The following is a 21,419-nucleotide window of genomic DNA, read 5'->3' as shown; positions in this document are numbered from 1 at the left end:
AGGTTGCCACGCACCATGCTCGATCGTAACAGGCAGCATCAAATCGCAGGTCCAGGGCATGGCCAAGCCTTGTCTGCCGACCTGTATTATGACGGTGCGCAAAACTATAGCCCGTACGGTCGCGACTACGCGGAGCAGGACGAGGGCTTCAATCCGCTCAAGCTGCTGTTTTACGCCGTCCAGTATCGGTGGCTGATCGTCATGATGGCGGCGGCCGGGCTTGTCGCCGGCATCGTCGTCACCATGATGCAGACGCCAAAATATCGGGCAACAGCGCAACTGGAAGTGCTGGTTCCATCGGCCAAGGTCTTCAAGGACATTGAAGTGGTTTCTGAAGCCAGCGACGACTATCTGGTCTTTGAAACCGCCCGGGAAAAGCTGAAAAGCCGGGCTTTGGCGCAGCGCGTGGTGTTCCAACTAGGGCTTAGCGAAAAGCCGGATTTCCTGTTTCCGACGCCGGACTTCTCGCTTAGCAATATTTTCTATCGTGCGTTCGGAATTTCCAAATCGCCTTCCATTGAAGAGACAACCCCGGAGGAACGTGAGGCGATTGCAATCGGTCGCATTCGAGGTGACCTCACAGTCAATTTGGTCCCCAACACCAGCCTGCTGTCGATTACGTTTGCCGACCAGAAACCGAAATATGCAAGCGATATAGCCAATCAGGTTGCGCAGAGTTTTATCGACCAGCGCCTCGATCAGACCAGCGAAACCTCAGACCTGGCACGGCAGTTCATCCAGGAACAGGTTTTGCAGGTCAAGCAAAAGCTGCAGAAGTCGGAGGAGGAACTCGTCGCCTACGCAAAGGATACGGGCATCACGATAACCGGCGACGAAAAGTCGCTGATTGGATCGAATATCGAGGCTTTGAACACGGCGCTCGCGACAGCAATCCAGGAACGTCTCGATGCCGGCCGGGTGGTGGAACAGATAGACAAAGGTCGCGGGGCGAGCCTCGGCCCAGTCCTGGAGAGCGAAGGCCTGCAGAAGCTCAGCGACAAACTGGCGGATTTGACCAGCCAGTATCAACAAAAATTGGGCATATTGAAACCTGGTTTTCCGGAAATGCAGCAGCTTCAGTCGCAGATCAAGGAGCTGCAACGCCTTTATAACAATGGCGTTTTGACTATAACCGATTCGCTGCGACAGAAATACCAGGAAGCTCAGAACAAGGAAGCCGACCTCACGTCAAAGCTCGCCGAGATGGAGATGCAGCAGGTTATCTTCAACGACAAAAACATCAAATACACGATCCTGAAGCGCGAGGTTGATTCCAATAGGTCGCAGTATGACAGCCTTATTGCCAAGCTGAACGAAGTTGGCGTCAGCTCAGAGCTCAAGTCACAAAGTGCCGCAATCGTTGATTTCGCAACACAGCCTGGCAGCCCTTATTCTCCGCGATTGACCATTAATATTGCGATCGCTCTGTTTCTTTTCATAGCTCTGAGTGCATCAATTATCTATATCATCGAGTTGTTGAACAACACCTTCACCAATCCTGAGCAGGTCGAAAAGGAATTGGGATTGGCGATGCTCGGCATCCTGCCGCTTGTCGATGACCGGGAACTCATAGCCAGCATCGCCGATCAGAAATCAGGACTGTCCGAAGCCTACCGTTCGCTTCGAACGTCGTTGCAGTTCTCCGGTGCCGAAGGTGCGCCGCGATCGCTGCTGGTCACGAGTTCGGAACCCTCGGAAGGCAAGTCGACAACGTCGTTCAAGCTCGGGCAGGATTTTGCCGCGCTCGGTGCAAGGGTCCTCATTGTCGACGGCGATCTGCGAAAGCCAAATCTTCACCGGCTGTTTGGCCTCGACAACACAATCGGACTGAGCAATCTGCTGACGAACACCGTTCGCAAAGAGGATCTGGCAAGCATCTTCAGGGCGACGAAATACCCAAATGTGACCGTTCTGACTTCCGGAACGATCCCGCCGAACCCCGCTGACCTGCTCTCTTCACCGAAGATGGCGCTGATCATCACCAATCTCGGCAAGCGCTTCGATCTTGTCATAATCGATGCCCCGCCGATCGTCGGCCTTTCAGATGCCCCCATTCTCAGCCGGCTTGCCGAGGGAACATTGATGGTCATCTCTACCAACCAGGTGACACGCAAGTCGGCGAAGACGGCGTTGAAGCGCCTGCGAGCTGCCGGCGCGAACGTGGTCGGAGCCGCGATGTCGAAGTTTGCAGTGAACAAGTTCGACTACAACTACGCCTATAAATATATGAACTACCAGTATTACGACTACGGCACCCAGAAAATTGAGGGCAAAGTCGATGACGGAGCAGACCAGCCCGCTTATGCAAAATCTCCGGCGTTCAGGCGTTTGGTTCGTCGCATCCGTGCTAGCGTTGGCGGCTTCGTCGATCGGGCTAAGTCGATTTCTTGAAACCGAAACGCCAACCGTTTCCCTCGCGCTGGATCCGTTGAACGTCAATGCCTTGACGGGCGAGATTGCAGACGACCTGAACGATACAAGCAACGCTCCCGATCTCGACGCATTGCTTGCCAAGGCCGAAAGCGCGCTTCGCTTTGATCTTGCGGACGCACGTCTCTACAGCCTGATCGGCGAGATCAAGTACCGACAGGGTGAAAAAAACCAGGCCTATGAATTCTTCGATCAAGCTCGAAAATTATCCAAGACTGAAATCCACGCGCTCCAGAGGTCGATAGGCCGCTCGATCGAAACAGGCGATCTTTCAAAAGCTGTCGGCGAGATCGATATTTTGCTGCGACGATGGCCAGATCAATTTCCTGAAATCGCCGAGGGGCTGCCGACAATCCTCTCGAACCCAGATGGATACCAGGCTGTGCTGGCAGCAATCAGGGCCGCGGCGCCCTGGAGAGCCAATCTATTGGTCGCGCTGGGCAAAACCCCCGACGGGCTCGATTTCGCAAATCGGCTGCTGCTCGATTTGACTGGGTCAAGTGCGCCACCGAACTCGAGCGAATTGTCCTATGTGATCCACGGCTATATTCGTCAGAAAGAATATGAACAAGCGTATCGCTTGTTTCTTTTCAGTCTGTCCGATCAAGAACGGAAATTGGGCGGATACATTTTCAACGGCACATTCGAGCCTGTGTCTAGCGGCAAGCCTTTTGATTGGCAGGTCGGCGATCAGTCGGGCCTGGAAGTTACGTTTGCAACATCCCAAGATGCGGTCGAAGGTGAGGGTGGAGCGACGGTCCGTTTCCTAAATACGCCCGTCAAGAACACTGCTCTTCAGCAGGATATCCAACTGCCTCCAGGCTCCTACAAGATTTCTCTGGCTGCGTCTGCAAGAAATCTGAAGCTTCCAAAGGAGTTGTTCTGGTCCATCAGATGCGTGGGGTCGGCCAGCGAAATAGCGCGGTTCAATATTCCGGAGGGTACATATAATCGTAAGGCGCTCAGTCTGGATTTTTCGGTTGGACCGGCTGGGTGCCCCATGCAATTATTGAAGCTGGAAACTGCCGCCATTGCCGAGAGCTGGCGCTTTCGATATGTCGGCACGTTGGTAATGCACAAATTGAGCATCGAGAGACTTTCATCTTGAGCGACCGGCCATCGGAATGGGATAAATATCTCCTCGGATCGGTTCTGTTTATATCGCTGCTGATCGGCGGTGGCACTGCAAGCGGCCTTTACACGGACACGCTGATTGAGGTCGCGGCAATTGTCTCGGCGGCGGCGGTCTTTTCACAGACCTCTGGCCAAAGAATCCCCCATTCTGTTCTGTGGCTGCTTATGTTCGCTGTGGCGCTGGTGATTTTGCAAATTGTTCCGCTGCCTGCGGCTATATTCAGCGGATTGCGACCGGAGCCGTTGCTCGCAGATTCCGGGCTGGTTGGAGAAACCCGATTTCGTTTCGTCAGTGTCGGCGTTGGACGGACGATCGAATGTCTGTTGTATCTGGTGGCATTGGCGGCGTTTTTTTTGAGCGTATTGCGTTTGCGCGTCGAGCAGGTCCGTGCGCTTCTGCCGTTCTTTTTTATGGGTGTTATCTGCAACGGCTTGGCAGGCGCGATTCAATATTCGCTCTCGGATGACATCGCCATAGAGGGATTGTTGCCTTTCACGATCAACGCCGGGCTTTTTGCCAACGAGAATCATTTTGCGGCATTACTTTTTGTGTCGGTCCCCTTTGTCGCTTATTACGGTCTGTTCCGAGGACATCTCTTGTCCGGATCGCTCGGGCTGGCCACGCTTTTGCTGCTCCTTTTGGCCGCCGGTTCGCGTGCCGGCGTTCTGATCGGATTAGCTATCACCGTACTGTCCGTAGTCTTTCTTTCAGCGCGTTCCAGGGTGAGCGGGCTCAGCATCCTTGCCGTTTTCATAGGACTTTCGGCCTATACGATAGGCGCATGGACGAAGATCGAGGCCGACGCGATCGATCCAGCTTTCGGGCGAGGAGAGTTTGCTCGCACCACCATTGAGGGGATCAAAGAGAATTGGGCAACCGGCGTTGGGTTCGGAAATTTTCAAAAGGCCTACCAGATATATGAAAAGGAAGAGATGATTTTCAAGCAATATGTAAATCATGCTCACAATGAATATCTCGAAATAGCTTTCGAAGGCGGAGCTCTTGCTGTCCTGTTAATGGCGCTTTATTTCGTAATGCTATTTGTGGCGCTTACAAAAGTTCGTCGCGATCCCCTTCAAAAGGCGGCGTTTCTCTCGGTGTCTTTTCTTCTCATCCATTCACTCGTCGATTATCCATTGCGGACCGAGGCGCTTGCAATGACGTTCGCCTTTATGAACGCCATTATCTTCCACAAAGGATTTGCAGTCCGTTCGGCCCAGAAGAACGAATTGATCGAGATCGACCACAACGGTGACAAGTTGTTTGTTCCGATCGGCGCTTCGTCGTAGCGCCTCTCGGCGACGGCTCCGCTCTTCCATCAGCGGCAGGTGGTAGCGTCCTGACCCGGGATATGTCGCGGAAACCAGGAAGATCATCAGGACTGCGTCCAGAAGAGGATTGCGATTGTCCCAGTGCCGCACAGGCTGATCTCGGCCCTTCAGGAATATTTTTCTTGGGCCGCCAAGCCCATCGCCCGCTGAGCAGGAATTTCCGGGTTCTGGTCCCCGCGTGGAAAATTCATTCCCGAACCACCCCAGGGCAGGCCTGTCTTGCATTGTTATAAACGATGGCGATCTGCTAGAAGGCCCGCACGAAGACACATTGTCCAGAAGTGAAGCTTGAACCGGGCCGCTGAAAATTGCGCCTGATGCATCGATGCAAGGTCTGGATTGGCACAAGAGAACGCTTACAGTCCATGAATATCGCGCTTACGCACCTTCAGCGGCTTGAGGCTGAATCCATCCATATCTTTCGCGAGGTAGCGGCGGCCTTCGCCAAGCCGGTCATGCTCTATTCGGTCGGCAAGGATTCCTCCGTGCTGATGCATCTTGCCATGAAGGCGTTTTATCCGGCCAAGCCGCCCTTTCCCTTTCTCCACGTCGACACGACCTGGAAATTCCGCGAGATGATCGCCTTTCGCGATCAGATGGCGCAAAAGCTCGGCTTCGATCTCCTGGTCCATGTCAACGAGGATGGTGTGCGCGACAACATCAATCCCTTCGACCATGGCTCGAACACCCATACGCATGTGATGAAGACCGTGGCGCTGCGGCAGGCGCTCGACAAATACGGCTTCGATGCAGCCTTCGGCGGGGCGCGGCGCGACGAGGAGAAATCGCGCGCCAAGGAGCGGATATTCTCCTTCCGCAACGCCCAGCACGTCTGGGATCCGAAGAACCAGCGGCCGGAGATGTGGAAGATATTCAACACCCGCATCGCGACCGGTGAGTCGATCCGGGTGTTTCCGTTATCGAACTGGACCGAACTCGATATCTGGCAGTACATTCTCCAGGAAGACATCCCGATCGTGCCGCTCTATTTCGCCAAGGAGCGACCGGTCGTCGAACGCGACGGCATGCTCATTCTGAAGGATGACGACCGTATGGAACTGCGTCCCGGCGAGACGGTGGAGAACCGGCTGGTGCGGTTCCGCACGCTCGGCTGCTATCCGCTGACCGGCGCGATCGAATCCGACGCCGATACGCTGGAGGCCATTGTCGGCGAAATGCTGACGGCGCGCACCTCCGAACGGCAGGGCCGCCTGATCGACCGTGATGAAGCCGGCTCGATGGAAAAGAAGAAGCGCGAGGGGTATTTCTGAGCATGCGCCACATCACGGCCGATAGCCTCGCGCCCACCGACGGCATTCGCGACTATCTGGCGGTACAGGAACAAAAGTCGCTGCTGCGCTTCCTGACCTGCGGTTCGGTGGACGACGGCAAGTCGACGCTGATCGGGCGCCTGCTTTCGGATACCAAGCAGATTTTCGAGGACCAGCTTGCCGCGCTCGAACGTGATTCGCGCAAGCACGGGACGACGGGCGACGACGTTGATTTCGCGCTGCTGGTCGATGGCCTCGAGGCCGAGCGCGAGCAGGGCATCACCATCGATGTCGCCTATCGCTTTTTCGCCACGCCGAAACGCAAATTCATCGTTGCCGACACGCCCGGCCACGAACAGTACACGCGCAACATGGCGACGGGCGCGTCGTCCGCCGATCTGGCCATCGTGCTGATCGACGCCCGGCAGGGCGTGCTGCGCCAGACCAGGCGCCACTCGATCATCGCCTCGCTGCTGGGAATCCGGCACATCGTCCTGGCCGTCAACAAGATCGATCTCGTCGGCTTCGACAAGGCCGTGTTCGAACGGATCATCGAGGATTTCAGGCAGTTCTCGCACAAGCTCGGCTTCGAGACGATCGTGCCCATCCCGATGTCTGCCCGGTACGGCGACAACGTCACCAGACGCTCGGACAAGACGGAATGGTATTCCGGGCTGACGCTGATCGAACATCTGGAAACCGTATCGGTCGATGAAGCCGTTGTCGAACTGCCGTTCCGTTTTCCGGTGCAGTATGTGAACCGCCCCAATCTCGATTTTCGCGGTTTTGCCGGCACGATTGCGTCCGGCTCCGTCTCACCAGGCGACGAGGTCGTTGTCGCCAAATCCGGCAAGTCTTCTCATGTCAGGCGCATCGTCTCGCATGGCGGCGATCTGAGCCAAGCGGTCGCCGGCCAGGCCATCACCCTTGTCCTCGACGACGAGGTCGAGGTCTCGCGCGGCAATATGCTGGTGTCACCGTCGGCGCGGCCGCAGGTCGCCGATCAGTTCGCCGCCAACATCGTCTGGTTCGACGAGCACGCGCTGCTGCCGGGCCGCTCCTATATCCTGCGGACCGAGACCGATCAGACCAGCGCCACCGTCACCGACCTGAAATACCGCGTCAACGTCAACGACTTTGCTCATGAGGCGGCCAAGTCGCTCGAATTGAACGAGGTCGGCATTTGCAACATCTCGACGCGGGCGCCGATCGCCTTCGATACGTTCGCCGAGAACCGCACGACAGGCGCCTTCATCCTGATCGACCGCATCACCAACGCCACGGTCGGCGCCGGCATGATCCTGCATTCGCTGCGCCGCGCCGAAAACATCCACTGGCAATCGCTCGATGTCGGCAAGCACGGCCGCGCCGATCTGAAGAACCAGCGGCCTGCCGTGTTCTGGTTCACCGGGCTCTCAGGTTCGGGCAAGTCGACCATCGCCAACCTTTTCGAGAAGAAGCTGTTCGCCACCGGCCGCCACACCTACATCCTGGATGGCGATAATGTCCGCCACGGCCTCAATCGCGATCTTGGCTTCACCGACGCCGACCGCGTCGAAAACATTCGCCGCGTTGCGGAAGTGGCGCGCCTGATGGCCGATGCCGGGCTGATCGTCATCGTTTCCTTCATTTCGCCCTTCAGCGCCGAGCGGCGCATGGCCAGGGAATTGATGGCCAACGGTGAATTCGTCGAGGTGTTTGTCGATACACCCTTTGAGGAATGCGCCAGACGCGATCCAAAGGGTCTCTATGCGCGGGCGTTGAATGGCGAAATCAAAAATTTCACCGGCGTCGATTCACCGTATGAAGCCCCGGAAAACCCCGAAATCCATCTCAAGACACTCGGCAAGTCTGCCGAGGAGATGGTAGAGGCCCTGGAACTCTGGCTGAACGAGCGCGACATTGCCGAAAACCAATATGATAGCGGCGGCGGCATCTGACGACGAAGCGATGCTCGGCGTGTTCGAGCGCCTTGCCTTGGCAGCGGGGCGAGAGGTGATGCGCGTCTTCGATGCCGGCTGCGCGGTCGACCAGAAATCAGACGCCTCGCCGGTGACCGAAGCCGATCGCCAGAGCGAAAAGATCATTCTCGACGGGCTGCGCGCGGCGTTCCCCGATATCCCTTGCGTGGCTGAGGAAGAGGCATCGGCCGGCATCGTGCCGCCCGATCTCGACGACGCCTTCTTCCTGGTGGATCCACTCGACGGCACCAAGGAATTCGTCAACCGAAGGACCGACTTCACCGTCAACATCGCGCTCGTTCGCCACGGCGTGCCGGAGATCGGTGTGGTCTTCGCGCCATGCACCGGACGCTTCTTTTCCGGCCGGCCGGGCAGGGCGGAAGCAATCGATGTCAATGGCGACTACCAGATCATCGGCCGCCGGCCGATTTCGGTGAGGGCGGGTGTGGCGCCACTGACCATCGTCGCCAGCCGGTCCCACAATACGCCGGAGACCGAAGCCTATATCCGCACGGTGGGCGCTGCCGAGATCGTCTCGGTCGGCTCGTCGCTGAAATTCTGTCTCGTCGCCGGCGCCGAGGCCGACGTCTATCCACGCTTCGGCCGCACCATGGAATGGGACACCGCGGCCGGCGATGCGGTGCTGCGTGCGGCAGGCGGGATGACGCGCACGCTCGATGGTCAGCCGCTCGCCTACGGCAAGCGCAACCAGAGCGATGACGTGGACTTCGCCAATCCGCATTTTATCGCCAGCGGCAAGGCTGCGGGCCAGTAATCTCCCCCTCTGAGGGGGAGATGCCAAGTTTTGGCAAAGAGGGCAGGCCAGAGGGGTCGCCACGCGTGAAGCGCCGACTTCCCTCTTTCGTTTCCATATGCGTCGCACCTGCTGAGGCGACCCCCTCTGTCGCCTTCGGCGACATCTCCCCCTTGAGGGACCCTCAAGGGGGAGATTACGCGCCTACGCCGCGGCGATTTGCGCCGAATTCGAGCCGATATAGTTGCGGATCGTCTCGATGATCCGGTCCTGGTCGGCCTCGCTCAGATAAGGGTGCATGGGCAGGCATAGGATGCGCTTCGGCAGCCCCTCCGAAACGGCCAGGCCTGTCGGCGTGCGCGGATAGTCGCGGTAGGCGATCTGGCTGTGCAGCGGCTTCACGTAATAGATCACTGACGGGATGCCTTTTTCGCCAAGATGTGCCTTCAGCCCGTCGCGCTTCGGCGTCTCGATGGCATATTGCGCCCAGGCCGAACGGCTGCCTTCCAGGTTGCGCGCCGCGTTGACGATATCGCCGAGGCCTTCGGCATAGCGATTGGCGACCGCTTGCCGGGCAACCATCTCGTCTTCGAGAATGGCCAGCTTCTCGATCAGGATCGCCGCCTGCAGCGTATCGAGCCGCGAATTGATGCCGACGCGGACATTGTCATATTGGGTTTCGCCCTTGCCGTGGAAGGCGAACGAGCGGAGCCGTTCGGCCAGCGCATCGTCATTGGTGAACATCGCGCCGCCGTCGCCATAGCAACCGAGCGGTTTTGCCGGGTAGAAGCTGGTCGAGCCGACCGCGCCGAACGAACCTAACATCTTGCCGTCGATCGAGCCGCCGATCGCCTGCGCGGCATCTTCGATCACCATCAGCCCTTCGCGGTTGGCGATTGCCATGATCGCCTCGTAATCGGCGGCAAGCCCGAACAGGTCGACGGGAATGATCGCCCTTGGCTTCAGCCGGCCTTCCGCCTTGATCATGGCGATGGCGGCTTCGAGACTGGCGATGTCGATGTTGTAGGTCTGCGGATCGACATCGACGAAAACCGGCTCGGCCTTGGCCAGCGCCACCACTTCCGCCGTGGCGGCGAAGGTGAAGCTCGGCACGAACACCGCGTCACCTGGACCGATGCCGGCCGCAAACAGCGGCAGCAGCAGTGCGTCGGTGCCGTTGGCGCAGGCTACGACATGCTTGGTGCCGATATAGGCGGCGAGCTTGTTTTCGAATTCGGCAACCTGGGGGCCGAGAATGTAACGTCCCTCGTCGACGACGCGGTCGATGGCTGCTTTCAGCCTGTCGCGGATTCGTTCGCGCTGCGCGCCTAGATCGATGAACTGCATGTCGGCCTCAAACGGTTCCAGCCAGAGAATGGCCGCTGGTAGCAGAGTTGCGCCAGCCGAGAAAGCTGCACGAACGAAACCGCGAATTGCTCAAATGTCGCAGCCTGTTACCTCTGATTCCGACAGGTCCGCGTCGGACGCCGGAAATCCGGGGCTTTGTTGCGCACGATACGACACTTGTGTCGCACGCGCTCGGCAGGGCGAAACATAAAGTGATCGATGTCCAGCGAGTCTTCAGCGCATCGCCGTCCAATCAGGCGATTTCATGCCGCCAGGGCGGATTCGCGCCTGCGCGCGACACAGTCACCGCCGCAGCCTTGGCGCCGAGCGTCAGAGCCTTGTGGATGGCGCCTTCCGGCAGATTGGCGATCGCCTCCTTCGACAGCAGGCCTTGCTCGTGCAGCGAGGCCAGGATGCCGGCGTTGAACGTGTCGCCGGCGCCGACCGTATCGACCACCTCAACCTTGTCCGGCACGACCGTGACCTTGTGATCTCTCGTATAGCCGACGGCGCCTTCGCTGCCATGGGTGACGACGATCAGCGTCGGACCGCGATCCAGCCAGTTGCGGACGACGTCTTCGTGTGAGCCGGCTTCGCCGAACCAGTTTAGGTCCTCATCCGACAGCTTCACGACATCGGCCATGGCCATCATCGAGCGGATGCGCCTGAGATGCTTGGCCTTGTCCGGTATGAAATTCGGCCGAATGTTGGGGTCGAGCATCATGACGCGGTGGCTGTGCTCGCGCCGCATGAATTCCTCGTAGGCTGATCCGGCCGGCTCCGAGATCAGGCTGATGGCGCCGAACAGCATGGCTTCGATCTCACTGCCGAGTTTCGGCAGATCGTCGATGGTCAGCATGCGTCCGGCTGTGTTTTCATCGTAGAACGTGTAGGTCGCCTGGCCGTTGTCCAGTCGCACGAAGGCGAGCGTGGTCGGCCGGGGCGATGTGTGCGCATAGGTGGAACTGACCTGGCTTGCCCTCAGCGCGTCCTTGAACTGGCTGCCGAACAGATCCGTCGACAGGCCGGAAAAGAAACCGGCGGGTGCTCCGAGCCGGCCAAGCGCTATTGCCGTGTTGAAGACCGCGCCGCCGACATAGGGGGCAAAGGCCGGCTCGCCCTCCGTCGTGGTGCGTGGCAGCATGTCGATCAGGGCTTCGCCGCAACAGAGGATCATGATTTCCTATTCTCCGGCGGATAGATCACACCCTTGCGGATGATGATGTTGGCGTAGAGCCGCGGCTCGCTTGTCGCGACGATCGCGTGCGCGGACCTGACCCGTAAATAGAAGTCGGCGCCGGCAAGCGCAACCACCTTGCGGCCAGGCGCGCGCGTGGCGCAGATCGCCTCCATCTCGTGATGAACGGGATCGGCAAGCAAGGGATCGCCTTTGACCGAGGCGCGAAACAGCGCCGCCGGCACGGCGTCATCGACAGGCAATACGCTGAGGATGGCGTCGAGCATCGGAACAAGATGATGACCGTCGGCGCGGATGAGCCGGTGTGCCTGTTCTTTCGCCGGGTAGTTTCCGTCGACAAGGGCGATCTCGTCGCCATGGCCCATGGCACGCAGCATCGCCAGAAGCTCCGGACCGAGCAGGGCCGGGATTCCGATCAGCATGCTCAGGTACTCCTGGAAATCGTGGTCGAACCGATGAGGAAGCGCTCGGAAAGCGGCAGGCTGGCGCCGCCCAGGGCACGCGCATGGATGCCGACAGTCCCCTCGCGAACGGCCGGAAGCTTCAGCCCTTCACCGTCGATCTTGCCGATAGCTTCGACTACGGCATCGACCAGGCGGCGCCGCACGGCCTTCGGCATCCATCCGTCGATCACCGCCGCCTCGAAATCGATAACCGACGACGCCGCCACGATAGCATAGGCGAGCGCCTGCGAGGCGCAGCCGATCCAGTCGTCGAGCTCGACGCCGATCTCGCCCCAATCCTCCGGTGACGTCCACAGATGTGAGGCCTCGACGCCGCGCGCGTTGAGTGACTTTTCCAGCATGGCGATCGACGCCACGTCGATCAATTGGGTCGGCTTGCCGTCCGGTCCGGGCACCGGCATCGAACCCAGCGCGCCGGCATTGCCGGTTGGCCCGCCAAAAAGATGACCGTTCAGCACGATGCCGCCCCCGGCGAAGGCGCCGATATAGAAATAGACGAAGTCGCGCGGCGCACCCGCCTTGCCGAACACCAGTTCGGCGCCGCAAGCCGAGGTGGCGTCATTCTGCAGGTAGACCGGGAATTCGCACTGCGCCTGGATGTCGGCGCGGATGTCGCGGTTGCGCCATTCGTCCATGACGTCGCGCGGCGCACCTGCCGTATCGGCCCAGTTCCACAATTCGAACGGCATGGCGATGCCAAGTCCGGCAATGCGCTTGTCCTGAGCCGGGGTGAGTTCGCCGCGCATCGTCTTCATGCCGGAGGTGACGAATTCGACCGTCTCGCGCGGTGCCGGATAGCGGTAGGAATGCTGCAGCATCGAGCGCACATTGCCGAGAAAATCGATCAGCACGAGTTCGGCGCTGCGACGGCCGATCTTCAGGCCGATGAAAAAGGCGCCATCGGGATTGAGCGCCATCGGAATGGAAGGCTGGCCGATCTTGCCGCGCAACGGCGCCTGGCGGACAAGGAGGTTGTCCTGCTCGAGCTCACGCATGATGACGGAAACCGTCTGGGCCGAAAGTCCGGTCATGCGCGCAATGTCGGACTTGGGGAGGCTGCCGTGCTGACGCACCAGCGACAGCACCAGCCGCTCATTGTGGTCCCGCATGCCGCTCTGGTTGGTGCCGCGGTGAATGCGGCTCTCGGCTGCCTCGGGCGAACCGTGCCTTGTAATGCCGGTCTCCACCCCTGTTCCTCTCGTCTTTTCCCCTCAATCCTTTTGAGCCAGAATGAGTGAACGATGCAGCGCTGTCAATAATAAATAAGAGTGATTTAATTATTGACAGGGGCCTCGGTCTGGTATTCTGTTGGGGCAGGCGTCCACGCGGGGAAAAGTCGCTGGATGCTTGTGCAGCAGATGCCGGGTGGCCGGCATCCGAAATGGTTCCACTGGGAGGAAATCGTGACCAAAACAACACTACTAAAATCCACCGTGTTTGCCGCGGCCGGACTGGGCCTAATAGCGTTCACCTCGGCTGCGTCCGCCGCCGATGTCGGCGCTTGCCTGATCACCAAGACCGACACCAACCCGTTCTTCGTCAAGATGAAGGAAGGCGCGTCCGCCAAGGCCAAAGAACTCGGCGTCGAACTCAAAGCCTACGCCGGCAAGATCGACGGCGACAGCGAGAGTCAGGTCGCGGCGATCGAAAGCTGCATCGCCGACGGCGCCAAGGGCATCCTGATCACCGCGTCGGATACCAAGGGCATCGTCCCGGCGGTGAAGAAGGCACGTGACGCCGGTCTGCTCGTGATCGCGCTGGACACGCCGCTTGATCCGCTCGACGCCGCCGATGCGACCTTCGCGACCGACAATCTGGAGGCCGGCAAGCTGATTGGCGCGTGGGCCGCCGCAACGCTCGGCGACAAGGCGAAGGATGCCAGGATCGGCTTCCTCGACCTGACGCCCTCGCAGCCGACGGTGGACGTGCTGCGCGACCAGGGCTTCATGATGGGCTACGGCATCGACGTGAAGGACCCCAACAAGATCGGCGATGAGGACGATCCGCGCATCGTCGGCCACGACGTCACCAATGGCAACGAGGAAGGCGGCCGCAAGGCGATGGAGAACCTTCTGCAGAAGGACCCCGGCATCAACGTCATCCACACCATCAACGAGCCGGCAGCCGTCGGCGCCTACCAGGCGCTCAAGGCCGTGGGCCTCGAAGGCAACGTGCTGATCGTATCGGTTGACGGCGGCTGCCCTGGCGTGAAGTCGGTCGCCGAGGGCGTGATCGGTGCGACCTCACAGCAATATCCGCTGCAGATGGCGGCACTCGGCATCGAAGCGATCGCCGCTTTCGCCAAGGACGGGACGAAGCCCAAGCCGACCGAAGGCAAGGATTTCTTCGACACCGGCGTCAACCTCGTGACCGACAAGCCCGCGGAGGGCGTGAAGTCCATCGACACCAAGGAAGGCCTCGCCAAGTGCTGGGGCTGATGCCGGTCTGACAGGCAACAGAACCGATCGGCCGGGGGCTTGATCCCCGGCCGCTTCGGGTGGACGATGCGGTAATAGCAATCGCGAACAATTCCGGCGGCAGATCGGAAACAGTGGACGGGCGTCGGCGCGTGGCTGAAGCCGCATGGGAGGAAACATGGCTCAGGTTCAGGAATACGAGAAGGCTCTCTCGAACAGCGAGACAAGCGTCGCTGCTTTTGACGAGCACGGCACGTCGCTTGTCAAGCGCATCCAGCATTTCCTGCATTCCACTCCGGCTGCAGTGCCGCTGATCGTGCTGGTTCTGTCGATCGCTGTCTTCGGCGTCACGATCGGAGGACGGTTCTTTTCGTCCTACACGCTGACGCTGATCCTGCAGCAGATCGCCATCGTCGGTATTCTCGGAGCCGCGCAGACGCTGGTCATCCTTACAGCCGGCATCGACCTGTCAATCGGCGTGATCATGGTGATTTCGGCCGTGATCATGGGCAATTGCGCGGTCACATATGGTCTGCCGACCTTGCTTGCCGTGGTGATCGGGCTTGCCGCCGGCGGGGCCTGCGGTCTGCTCAACGGGCTGTTGGTCGCATACATGAAGCTGCCGCCGTTCATCGTCACGCTCGGCACCTGGAACATCGTCATGGCCACGAACTTCATCTATTCGGCCAATGAGACGATCCGCGATGCCGACGTCGACGTCCAGGCGCCGCTGCTGCATCTGTTCGGCCTGAACTTCAAGGTCGGCACGGCGGTGCTGACGTTCGGCGTCATTGCCATGGTCGTGCTAGTGCTGATCCTGTGGTACGTGCTCAATCACACGGCCTGGGGCCGCCATGTCTACGCCGTCGGCGACGACCCGGAGGCGGCCAAGCTGTCGGGCATCCAGACCAAGAAGGTGCTGATCTCGGTCTACACCCTTGCCGGGCTGATCGCTGCTTTCGCTGCCTGGGTCTCGATCGGCCGCAACGGCTCGATCTCGCCGTCCGCCGCCGTCACCGACTATAATTTGCAGGCGATCACCGCGACGGTGATCGGCGGTATTTCCCTCTTCGGCGGGCGCGGCTCGATTCTGGGCACGCTGTTCGGCGCGATGATCGTCGGCGTCGTTTCGATGGGCCTCAACATGCTGGGCGCCGATCCGCAATGGAAAGTGCTGCTCACCGGTGTGCTGATCATCGGCGCCGTGGCGATCGACCAGTGGATCAGAAAGGTTTCGGTGTAACCATGACCCAGGAGCCCATCCTCACCGCGCGCGGCCTCGTCAAACGCTACGGCCGCGTTACCGCACTGAACAGCTGCGACTTCGATCTCTATCCGGGAGAAATCCTGGCCGTGATCGGCGACAATGGTGCAGGCAAGTCGACGCTGATCAAGGCGATCTCGGGCGCCGTTGTCCCGGACGAGGGGATCATCGAGTTGGACGGCAAGCAGGTGCTCTTCAAGTCGCCCATCGAGGCCCGCGAAGCCGGCATCGAAACCGTCTACCAGAACCTGGCGCTGTCGCCGGCGCTGTCGATCGCCGACAATATGTTCCTCGGTCGCGAGATCCGCAAAACGGGTTTTCTGGGCGACTGGCTGCGCATGCTCGACCGCCCGACAATGGAAAAGCGCGCCCGCGACAAGCTCACCGAACTTGGCCTGATGACCATCCAGAACATCAGCCAGGCCGTGGAAACGCTCTCGGGCGGGCAACGCCAGGGCGTGGCGGTGGCGCGCGCCGCCGCCTTCGGCTCGAAGATGGTCATCATGGATGAGCCGACGGCGGCGTTAGGCGTCAAGGAGAGCCGCCGCGTGCTCGAACTGATCCTCGACGTGAAGAAGCGCGGCCTGCCGATCGTGCTGATCTCGCACAACATGCCGCATGTCTTCGAGGTGGCCGACCGCATTCACATCCATCGGCTGGGCCGTCGCCTCTGTGTCATCGATCCCAAGCAGTATACGATGTCCGACGCCGTCGCCTTCATGACCGGAGCGAAGCTTCCGCCGGAGGCGGCACTGGCGGCCTAATGCATGTCGCCCAAAAGTGCGCAGCGGTTTTGGGATGACGACATGCATCAAACAAGAAATGCATGTCGCCCAAAAGCATGCCTCGGGCGTGAACCGAGGGTGCGCAGCGGTTTTGGGATGACGACATGCACATAAGTAAGAACTTAAGGCGCGTCGCAGAGGCCGCCCAAACGCGATCCGCTTTAAGTTTCTAATTGCCGCTGGGTAAGCTGCCCCGCGGCAATCTAACCCGATTGAACGCATAACAATATGCGCTAGCATGGGCTGGGAGGAATGGTGAAAGCCGGTATGATCATGGCAACCGCACGAGAGGCAGCATGACGCGCGCGATGACATCCAAAGCTCCCATTCTCGAAAACTCGGATCCCAAGGCGCTTGCCGACGAAGTCTTGAAGGCCCTCAAATACAGGCTCGGCAAGGGGACCAGCGTCGCGACGCAATACGACTGGCTCACCGCCTCGATCAAGGTTGTGCGCGACCATATCGTCGACCATTGGATGCAGGCGACGCAAGAGGCCTACGCCCAGCAGGAAAAGCGCGTCTATTACTTGTCACTGGAATTCCTCATCGGCCGCCTGATGCGCGACGCCTTCTCCAATCTCGGCCTGATGGACAATATGCGCGAAGCGCTGCGGTCTCTCGGCGTCGACCTCGACCTCATCGCTGCCCTCGAACCAGATGCAGCGCTTGGCAATGGCGGTCTCGGCCGGCTCGCCGCCTGCTTCATGGAAAGCATGGCAACCGTCGACATTCCCGCGCATGGCTATGGCATTCGCTACGCCAATGGCATGTTCCGGCAGGAAATCCATGGCGGCTGGCAGGTTGAGCTGCCCGAGACCTGGCTCGATCACGGCAACCCCTGGGAGTTCGAGCGGCGCGAACGCTCATTCGAGGTCGGTTTCGGCGGCTCGGTGGAATCGATCACCTCGAAGGACGGCAGGCTTGAGCGCCACGTCTGGAAGCCGATCGAACATGTTCTGGCGGTTGCCTACGATACGCCGGTGGTTGGCTGGCGGGCCAACCGCGTCAACACGCTGCGGCTCTGGTCCGGCATGCCGATCGATCCGATCCTGCTCGACAAGTTCAACGCCGGCGACCACATCGGTGCGCTCGCCGAAAGCAACAAGGCCGATGCCTTGTCGCGCGTCCTTTACCCTGCTGATTCCCACAAGGCCGGTCAGGAGCTGCGGCTCAGGCAAGAGTATTTCTTTTCCACCGCATCGTTGCAGGACATCATTCAGCGTCATCTCAGCCAGTATGGCGACCTGCAGTCGCTGCCCGACAAGGCGGCGATCCATCTGAACGACACCCATCCGGCCATCGCCGTGCCCGAGCTGATGCGCCTGTTGATGGATGTCCACGGCATGGATTTCGACCAGGCCTGGAGCATCACCAAGCGCACTTTCGGCTATACCAACCATACGCTGCTTCCAGAGGCGCTCGAAAGCTGGCCGGTGCCGCTGTTCGAGCGGCTGTTGCCGCGCCATATGCAGATCGTCTACGCCATCAACGCAGAAGTGCTGCTGGAGGCGCGCGCCTCCGACCAGTTTTCTGACGAGCAGATCAGCCAAATCTCGCTGATACAGGAAAATGGCGAGCGCCGGGTGCGCATGGGCAATCTGGCCTTTGTCGGCTCGCACTCGATCAACGGCGTCTCTGCCCTTCACACCGAGCTGATGAAGGAAACGGTGTTTGCCGAGCTCCACCGGCTCTACCCCGACCGCATCAACAACAAGACCAACGGCATCACGCCGAGGCGCTGGCTGATCCAGTGCAATCCCGGTCTCACCGCGCTCACCCGCGAGGCGATCGGCGACCGCTTCCTCGACGATATAGACGCGATCAAAGAGCTCGATGCCTTTGCCGACGACGCCGCCTTCCGCGACAAGTTCGCGGCAGTCAAGCGGGCGAACAAGGCCAAGCTTGCCAACCTCGTGGCCGACCGCCTCGGCATCAAGGTCGATCCCTCGGCGCTGTTCGACATCCAGATCAAGCGCATCCACGAATACAAGCGCCAGCTCCTGAACATCCTCGAAACAGTCGCCCTCTACGACCAGATCCGCTCCCATCCCGAGCGCAACTGGATGCCACGCGTCAAGTTCTTCGGCGGCAAGGCGGCGCCCAGCTATCACAACGCCAAGCTGATCATCAAACTCGCCAACGACGTCGCCAAGGTCATCAACCGCGACCCGGCCGTTCGCGGCTTGCTCAAAGTGGTGTTCGTGCCGAACTACAATGTCAGCCTGGCCGAGATTATGATGCCGGCCGCCGATCTTTCAGAGCAGATATCGACCGCCGGCATGGAAGCCTCCGGCACCGGCAACATGAAGTTCGCGCTGAACGGTGCGCTGACCATCGGCACGCTCGACGGCGCCAATGTCGAGATCAAGGAATGCGTCGGCGACGACAACATCTTCATTTTCGGCCTGACCACCGAAGAGGTCGCCGAGCGGCGCAGCAACGGCTACGATCCGCGATCGGTGATCGAAGCCTCTCCCGAACTGGCGCAGGCAGTGGCTGCCGTTTCGTCGGGCGTCTTTTCGCCTGACGATCCGGAACGCTATCGCGACCTGATGAACGGCCTCTATCAGAGCGACTGGTTCATGGTCGCCGCGGATTTCGATGCCTACGCCGCCACCCAGCGCGATGTCGACGCCGTCTGGCGCAACAGCCCGGATTGGTATGCCAAGGCAATCCGCAATGTAGCTCGCGTCGGCTGGTTCTCGTCCGATCGCACGATCCGCCAATATGCGAAAGAAATCTGGAACGTGCCCGTCTGATATGATTGCATGAGGCCATGAACAACGTGGTCCGGGTGCCGGGGAGGGTCACTGCCTGATGAGGAAGCCGCGCGCGACCGCTGCGACAAGCGGGCCGGATGGACTGGCGTCAGCCGGTGATGTCGCGGCAATTGTCGCCGGCACGCATGGTGATCCTTTCGCTGTCCTCGGTGTGCACGAGGTTGACAAGGGCTTTGTCGCCCGCTGCTTCGTCCCTCATGCCGAGTTCGTCACTGCCTATACGCTGACCGGCAAGAAAGCGGGCGAACTCTCCAGGCGCGACGAAGGCGGCTTCTTCGAGGGCAGCCTGTCGCTCAAAAAGCGTCAGCCGTTGCGCTATCACGCGCGCAATGCCGGCGGTGACTGGTGGCTGACCGATCCCTATTCGTTCGGTCCGGTGCTCGGTCCGCTGGACGACTATTACATCGCCGAAGGTTCGCACCTCAGGCTGTTCGACAAGCTTGGTGCGCATCTCATCGATCACGAGGGTGCGTCCGGCGTGCATTTCGCCGTCTGGGCGCCCAATGCAAGGCGCGTTTCGGTGGTCGGCGACTTCAACGAATGGGACGGTCGCAGGCATACGATGCGCGTCCGCCGCGACACCGGCATCTGGGAGTTGTTCATTCCCGACATCGGCGCCGGCCGGCCCTACAAATACGAGATCATCGGGCCCGATGGCGTGAGACTCCCGCTGAAGGCCGACCCGTTCGCTTTCAAGTCCGAACTGCGCCCGGCCACCGCTTCGGTGACGGCGCTTCCGCCGGCGCATCAATGGGGTGACGAAGCGCACCGCAATTTCTGGCGCAACGCCGATCCCAGGCGCGAGGCGATGTCGATCTACGAGGTCCACGCCGGCTCCTGGCAGCTTCACGACGACGGCAGCTTCCTGTCATGGGACGAGCTTGCCGGCCGGCTGATCCCGTACGTCGTCGACACGGGCTTCACCCATATCGAATTCATGCCGATCTCCGAGCATCCCTATGACCCGTCCTGGGGTTACCAGACGACTGGCCTCTACGCGCCGTCGGCCCGCTTCGGCGACCCGGACGGTTTTGCCCGGTTCGTCGACGGCGCCCACCGCGCCGGCATCGGCGTCATCCTCGACTGGGTGCCGGCGCATTTTCCGGTGGACGCGCATGGCCTGGCCAATTTCGACGGCACCGCGCTCTATGAGCATGCCGACCCGCGCAAGGGCTTCCATCCCGACTGGAACACCGCGATCTACAATTTCGGCCGGCGCGAGGTGGTCTCGTTCCTGGTCAACAACGCGCTATTTTGGGCCGAGAAATACCATGTCGACGGTTTGCGCGTCGATGCCGTCGCCTCGATGCTCTACCTCGACTATTCGCGAAAGGCCGGCGAATGGATTCCCAACGAAAAAGGTGGGCGCGAAAACCTTGAGGCGGTCAGCTTCCTCCAGAGGATGAACAAGGAAGTCTACGGCCATCATCCGGGTGTGATGACGATCGCCGAGGAATCGACCTCATGGCCAAAAGTTTCGCAGCCGGTGCATGAGGGCGGGCTGGGTTTCGGCTTCAAGTGGAACATGGGCTTCATGCACGACACGCTGGAGTATTTCTCCAAAGAGCCGATTTTTCGCAAGCATCACCACGGCGACATCACCTTCGGTCTGGTCTACGCCTTCTCAGAGAATTTCGTGCTGCCGCTCTCCCATGACGAGGTCGTGCACGGCAAGGGGACGCTGCTTAGCAAGATGGCCGGCGACGACTGGCAGAAATTCGCGACGCTGCGCGCCTACTACGCCTTCATGTGGGGCTACCCCGGCAAGAAGCTGTTGTTCATGGGGCAGGAATTCGCCCAGCGCCGCGAGTGGAGCGAGGCGCGCGCACTCGACTGGAACCTGCTCGATTTCCGGGCCCATCGCGGCGTCTGGCAGACGGTGCGCGATCTCAACTATCTCTACCGCTCACGCCCGGCGTTGCATGCGCGCGATTGCGAGCCGGAGGGCTTTTCCTGGCTGATCGTCGACGATAGCGCGAACTCTGTCTTTGCCTGGCTGCGCAGCGCGCCGGGCGGAAACCCGGTCGCCGTCATCTCCAATTTCACACCGGTGCCGCGTGATGATTATCGCGTGCCGTTGCCGACGGCTGGAAGATGGCGCGAGATCATCAACACGGACGCCACCGACTATGGCGGTTCCGGCAAGGGCAATGGCGGTGCCGTCGAGGCTCGGGCGGAAGGAGGAGGCATCTCGGCGACGATGCTGTTGCCGCCGCTGTCGACGATCATGCTCGAACTTGCTCCGGACTGAGCGATGTCTCGCAGCGCGTAACTTGGGAGGA

At 60.2% G+C, this 21,419-nt stretch carries 15 protein-coding genes; 11 read left to right on the top strand and 4 right to left on the bottom strand.

All coding sequences use genetic code 11. From position 1 onward, the window contains the following. The first annotated feature begins 15 nt into the window (after positions 1-15). From IHQ72_RS28895 to cysQ, 6 genes are all read left to right on the top strand, one after another. Positions 16-2,391, top strand: coding sequence for a GumC family protein (locus IHQ72_RS28895; RefSeq protein WP_258118866.1), 2,376 nt, complete (start codon positions 16-18; stop codon positions 2,389-2,391). Beyond that, positions 2,279-3,538, top strand: a complete 1,260-nt coding sequence (locus tag IHQ72_RS28890; RefSeq protein ID WP_258118865.1) for a tetratricopeptide repeat protein — start codon at positions 2,279-2,281, stop codon at positions 3,536-3,538. The genes IHQ72_RS28895 and IHQ72_RS28890 overlap by 113 nt, the downstream gene beginning before the upstream one ends. Next, positions 3,535-4,854, top strand: coding sequence for an O-antigen ligase family protein (locus IHQ72_RS28885; RefSeq protein ID WP_258118864.1), 1,320 nt, complete (start codon positions 3,535-3,537; stop codon positions 4,852-4,854). Before IHQ72_RS28890 ends, IHQ72_RS28885 begins: the two co-directional genes overlap by 4 nt. Before the next feature lie 407 nt (positions 4,855-5,261). Next, positions 5,262-6,167 carry a sulfate adenylyltransferase subunit CysD gene (gene cysD / locus IHQ72_RS28880; RefSeq protein WP_095492359.1) on the top strand — a complete coding sequence of 302 codons (906 nt, stop codon included), beginning with the start codon at positions 5,262-5,264 and terminating at the stop codon, positions 6,165-6,167. A gap of 2 nt (positions 6,168-6,169) precedes the next feature. Beyond that, the gene (gene cysN, locus IHQ72_RS28875) at positions 6,170-8,107 is read left to right on the top strand and encodes a sulfate adenylyltransferase subunit CysN (protein ID WP_258118861.1); all 1,938 of its coding nucleotides are present in this window, start codon (positions 6,170-6,172) and stop codon (positions 8,105-8,107) included. A gap of 10 nt (positions 8,108-8,117) precedes the next feature. Next, entirely contained in the window at positions 8,118-8,903 is a 786-nt protein-coding gene (cysQ, locus tag IHQ72_RS28870; RefSeq protein WP_258123966.1) for a 3'(2'),5'-bisphosphate nucleotidase CysQ, read from the top strand. A 183-nt stretch (positions 8,904-9,086) separates the two neighbouring features. Here the strand turns inward: cysQ and IHQ72_RS28865 are convergent, their stop codons facing one another. The 4 genes from IHQ72_RS28865 to IHQ72_RS28850 form a co-directional block, all read right to left on the bottom strand. Continuing rightward, the gene (locus tag IHQ72_RS28865; RefSeq protein ID WP_258118860.1) at positions 9,087-10,229 is read right to left on the bottom strand and encodes a DegT/DnrJ/EryC1/StrS family aminotransferase; all 1,143 of its coding nucleotides are present in this window, start codon (positions 10,227-10,229) and stop codon (positions 9,087-9,089) included. 253 nt (positions 10,230-10,482) lie between these two features. Next, entirely contained in the window at positions 10,483-11,406 is a 924-nt protein-coding gene (locus tag IHQ72_RS28860; RefSeq protein ID WP_258118859.1) for a carbohydrate kinase family protein, read from the bottom strand. Next, the gene (locus tag IHQ72_RS28855; protein WP_258118858.1) at positions 11,403-11,849 is read right to left on the bottom strand and encodes an RbsD/FucU family protein; all 447 of its coding nucleotides are present in this window, start codon (positions 11,847-11,849) and stop codon (positions 11,403-11,405) included. Before IHQ72_RS28855 ends, IHQ72_RS28860 begins: the two co-directional genes overlap by 4 nt. Before the next feature lie 2 nt (positions 11,850-11,851). Then, the gene (locus IHQ72_RS28850; protein WP_258118857.1) at positions 11,852-13,078 is read right to left on the bottom strand and encodes an ROK family transcriptional regulator; all 1,227 of its coding nucleotides are present in this window, start codon (positions 13,076-13,078) and stop codon (positions 11,852-11,854) included. Positions 13,079-13,324: 246 nt separating this feature from the next. Between IHQ72_RS28850 and IHQ72_RS28845 the strand changes: the two genes are divergently transcribed. The 5 genes from IHQ72_RS28845 (at position 13,325) to glgB (ending at position 21,388) form a co-directional block, all read left to right on the top strand. Beyond that, positions 13,325-14,329 (top strand): sugar ABC transporter substrate-binding protein, encoded by a 1,005-nt coding sequence (locus tag IHQ72_RS28845; protein ID WP_258123965.1) that lies wholly within the window; start codon positions 13,325-13,327, stop codon positions 14,327-14,329. A 157-nt stretch (positions 14,330-14,486) separates the two neighbouring features. Next, the gene (locus IHQ72_RS28840; protein ID WP_258118856.1) at positions 14,487-15,551 is read left to right on the top strand and encodes an ABC transporter permease; all 1,065 of its coding nucleotides are present in this window, start codon (positions 14,487-14,489) and stop codon (positions 15,549-15,551) included. Positions 15,552-15,553: 2 nt separating this feature from the next. Then, positions 15,554-16,336, top strand: coding sequence for an ATP-binding cassette domain-containing protein (locus IHQ72_RS28835; RefSeq protein WP_258118855.1), 783 nt, complete (start codon positions 15,554-15,556; stop codon positions 16,334-16,336). Between the two features lie 317 nt (positions 16,337-16,653). After that, complete coding sequence (locus tag IHQ72_RS28830) at positions 16,654-19,116, top strand: glycogen/starch/alpha-glucan phosphorylase (RefSeq protein WP_258118854.1); 2,463 nt, start codon at positions 16,654-16,656, stop codon at positions 19,114-19,116. A gap of 58 nt (positions 19,117-19,174) precedes the next feature. Beyond that, positions 19,175-21,388, top strand: coding sequence for a 1,4-alpha-glucan branching protein GlgB (gene glgB / locus IHQ72_RS28825; RefSeq protein WP_258118852.1), 2,214 nt, complete (start codon positions 19,175-19,177; stop codon positions 21,386-21,388). The last annotated feature ends 31 nt before the right edge of the window (positions 21,389-21,419 follow it).

The sequence above is a fragment of the Mesorhizobium onobrychidis genome (assembly GCF_024707545.1).
GTDB classification, from domain to species: domain Bacteria; phylum Pseudomonadota; class Alphaproteobacteria; order Rhizobiales; family Rhizobiaceae; genus Mesorhizobium; species Mesorhizobium onobrychidis.
Note: the sequence above shows the minus strand (reverse complement) of the source record. Positions and strands in the feature narration are given on the sequence as shown.

What these genes read in the sequence shown, in the direction of transcription:
- cysD (WP_095492359.1), top strand. Translation starts at nt 5,262, where the DNA reads ATGAATATCGCGCTTACGCACCTTCAGCGGCTTGAGGCTGAATCCATC.
- IHQ72_RS28830 (WP_258118854.1), top strand. Translation starts at nt 16,654, where the DNA reads ATGACGCGCGCGATGACATCCAAAGCTCCCATTCTCGAAAACTCGGAT.
- IHQ72_RS28895 (WP_258118866.1), top strand. Translation starts at nt 16, where the DNA reads ATGCTCGATCGTAACAGGCAGCATCAAATCGCAGGTCCAGGGCATGGC.
- IHQ72_RS28835 (WP_258118855.1), top strand. Translation starts at nt 15,554, where the DNA reads ATGACCCAGGAGCCCATCCTCACCGCGCGCGGCCTCGTCAAACGCTAC.
- IHQ72_RS28890 (WP_258118865.1), top strand. Translation starts at nt 2,279, where the DNA reads ATGACGGAGCAGACCAGCCCGCTTATGCAAAATCTCCGGCGTTCAGGC.
- glgB (WP_258118852.1), top strand. Translation starts at nt 19,175, where the DNA reads ATGAGGAAGCCGCGCGCGACCGCTGCGACAAGCGGGCCGGATGGACTG.
- cysQ (WP_258123966.1), top strand. Translation starts at nt 8,118, where the DNA reads ATGCTCGGCGTGTTCGAGCGCCTTGCCTTGGCAGCGGGGCGAGAGGTG.
- IHQ72_RS28840 (WP_258118856.1), top strand. Translation starts at nt 14,487, where the DNA reads ATGGCTCAGGTTCAGGAATACGAGAAGGCTCTCTCGAACAGCGAGACA.
- cysN (WP_258118861.1), top strand. Translation starts at nt 6,170, where the DNA reads ATGCGCCACATCACGGCCGATAGCCTCGCGCCCACCGACGGCATTCGC.
- IHQ72_RS28855 (WP_258118858.1), bottom strand. Translation starts at nt 11,849, where the DNA reads ATGCTGATCGGAATCCCGGCCCTGCTCGGTCCGGAGCTTCTGGCGATG.
- IHQ72_RS28860 (WP_258118859.1), bottom strand. Translation starts at nt 11,406, where the DNA reads ATGATCCTCTGTTGCGGCGAAGCCCTGATCGACATGCTGCCACGCACC.
- IHQ72_RS28865 (WP_258118860.1), bottom strand. Translation starts at nt 10,229, where the DNA reads ATGCAGTTCATCGATCTAGGCGCGCAGCGCGAACGAATCCGCGACAGG.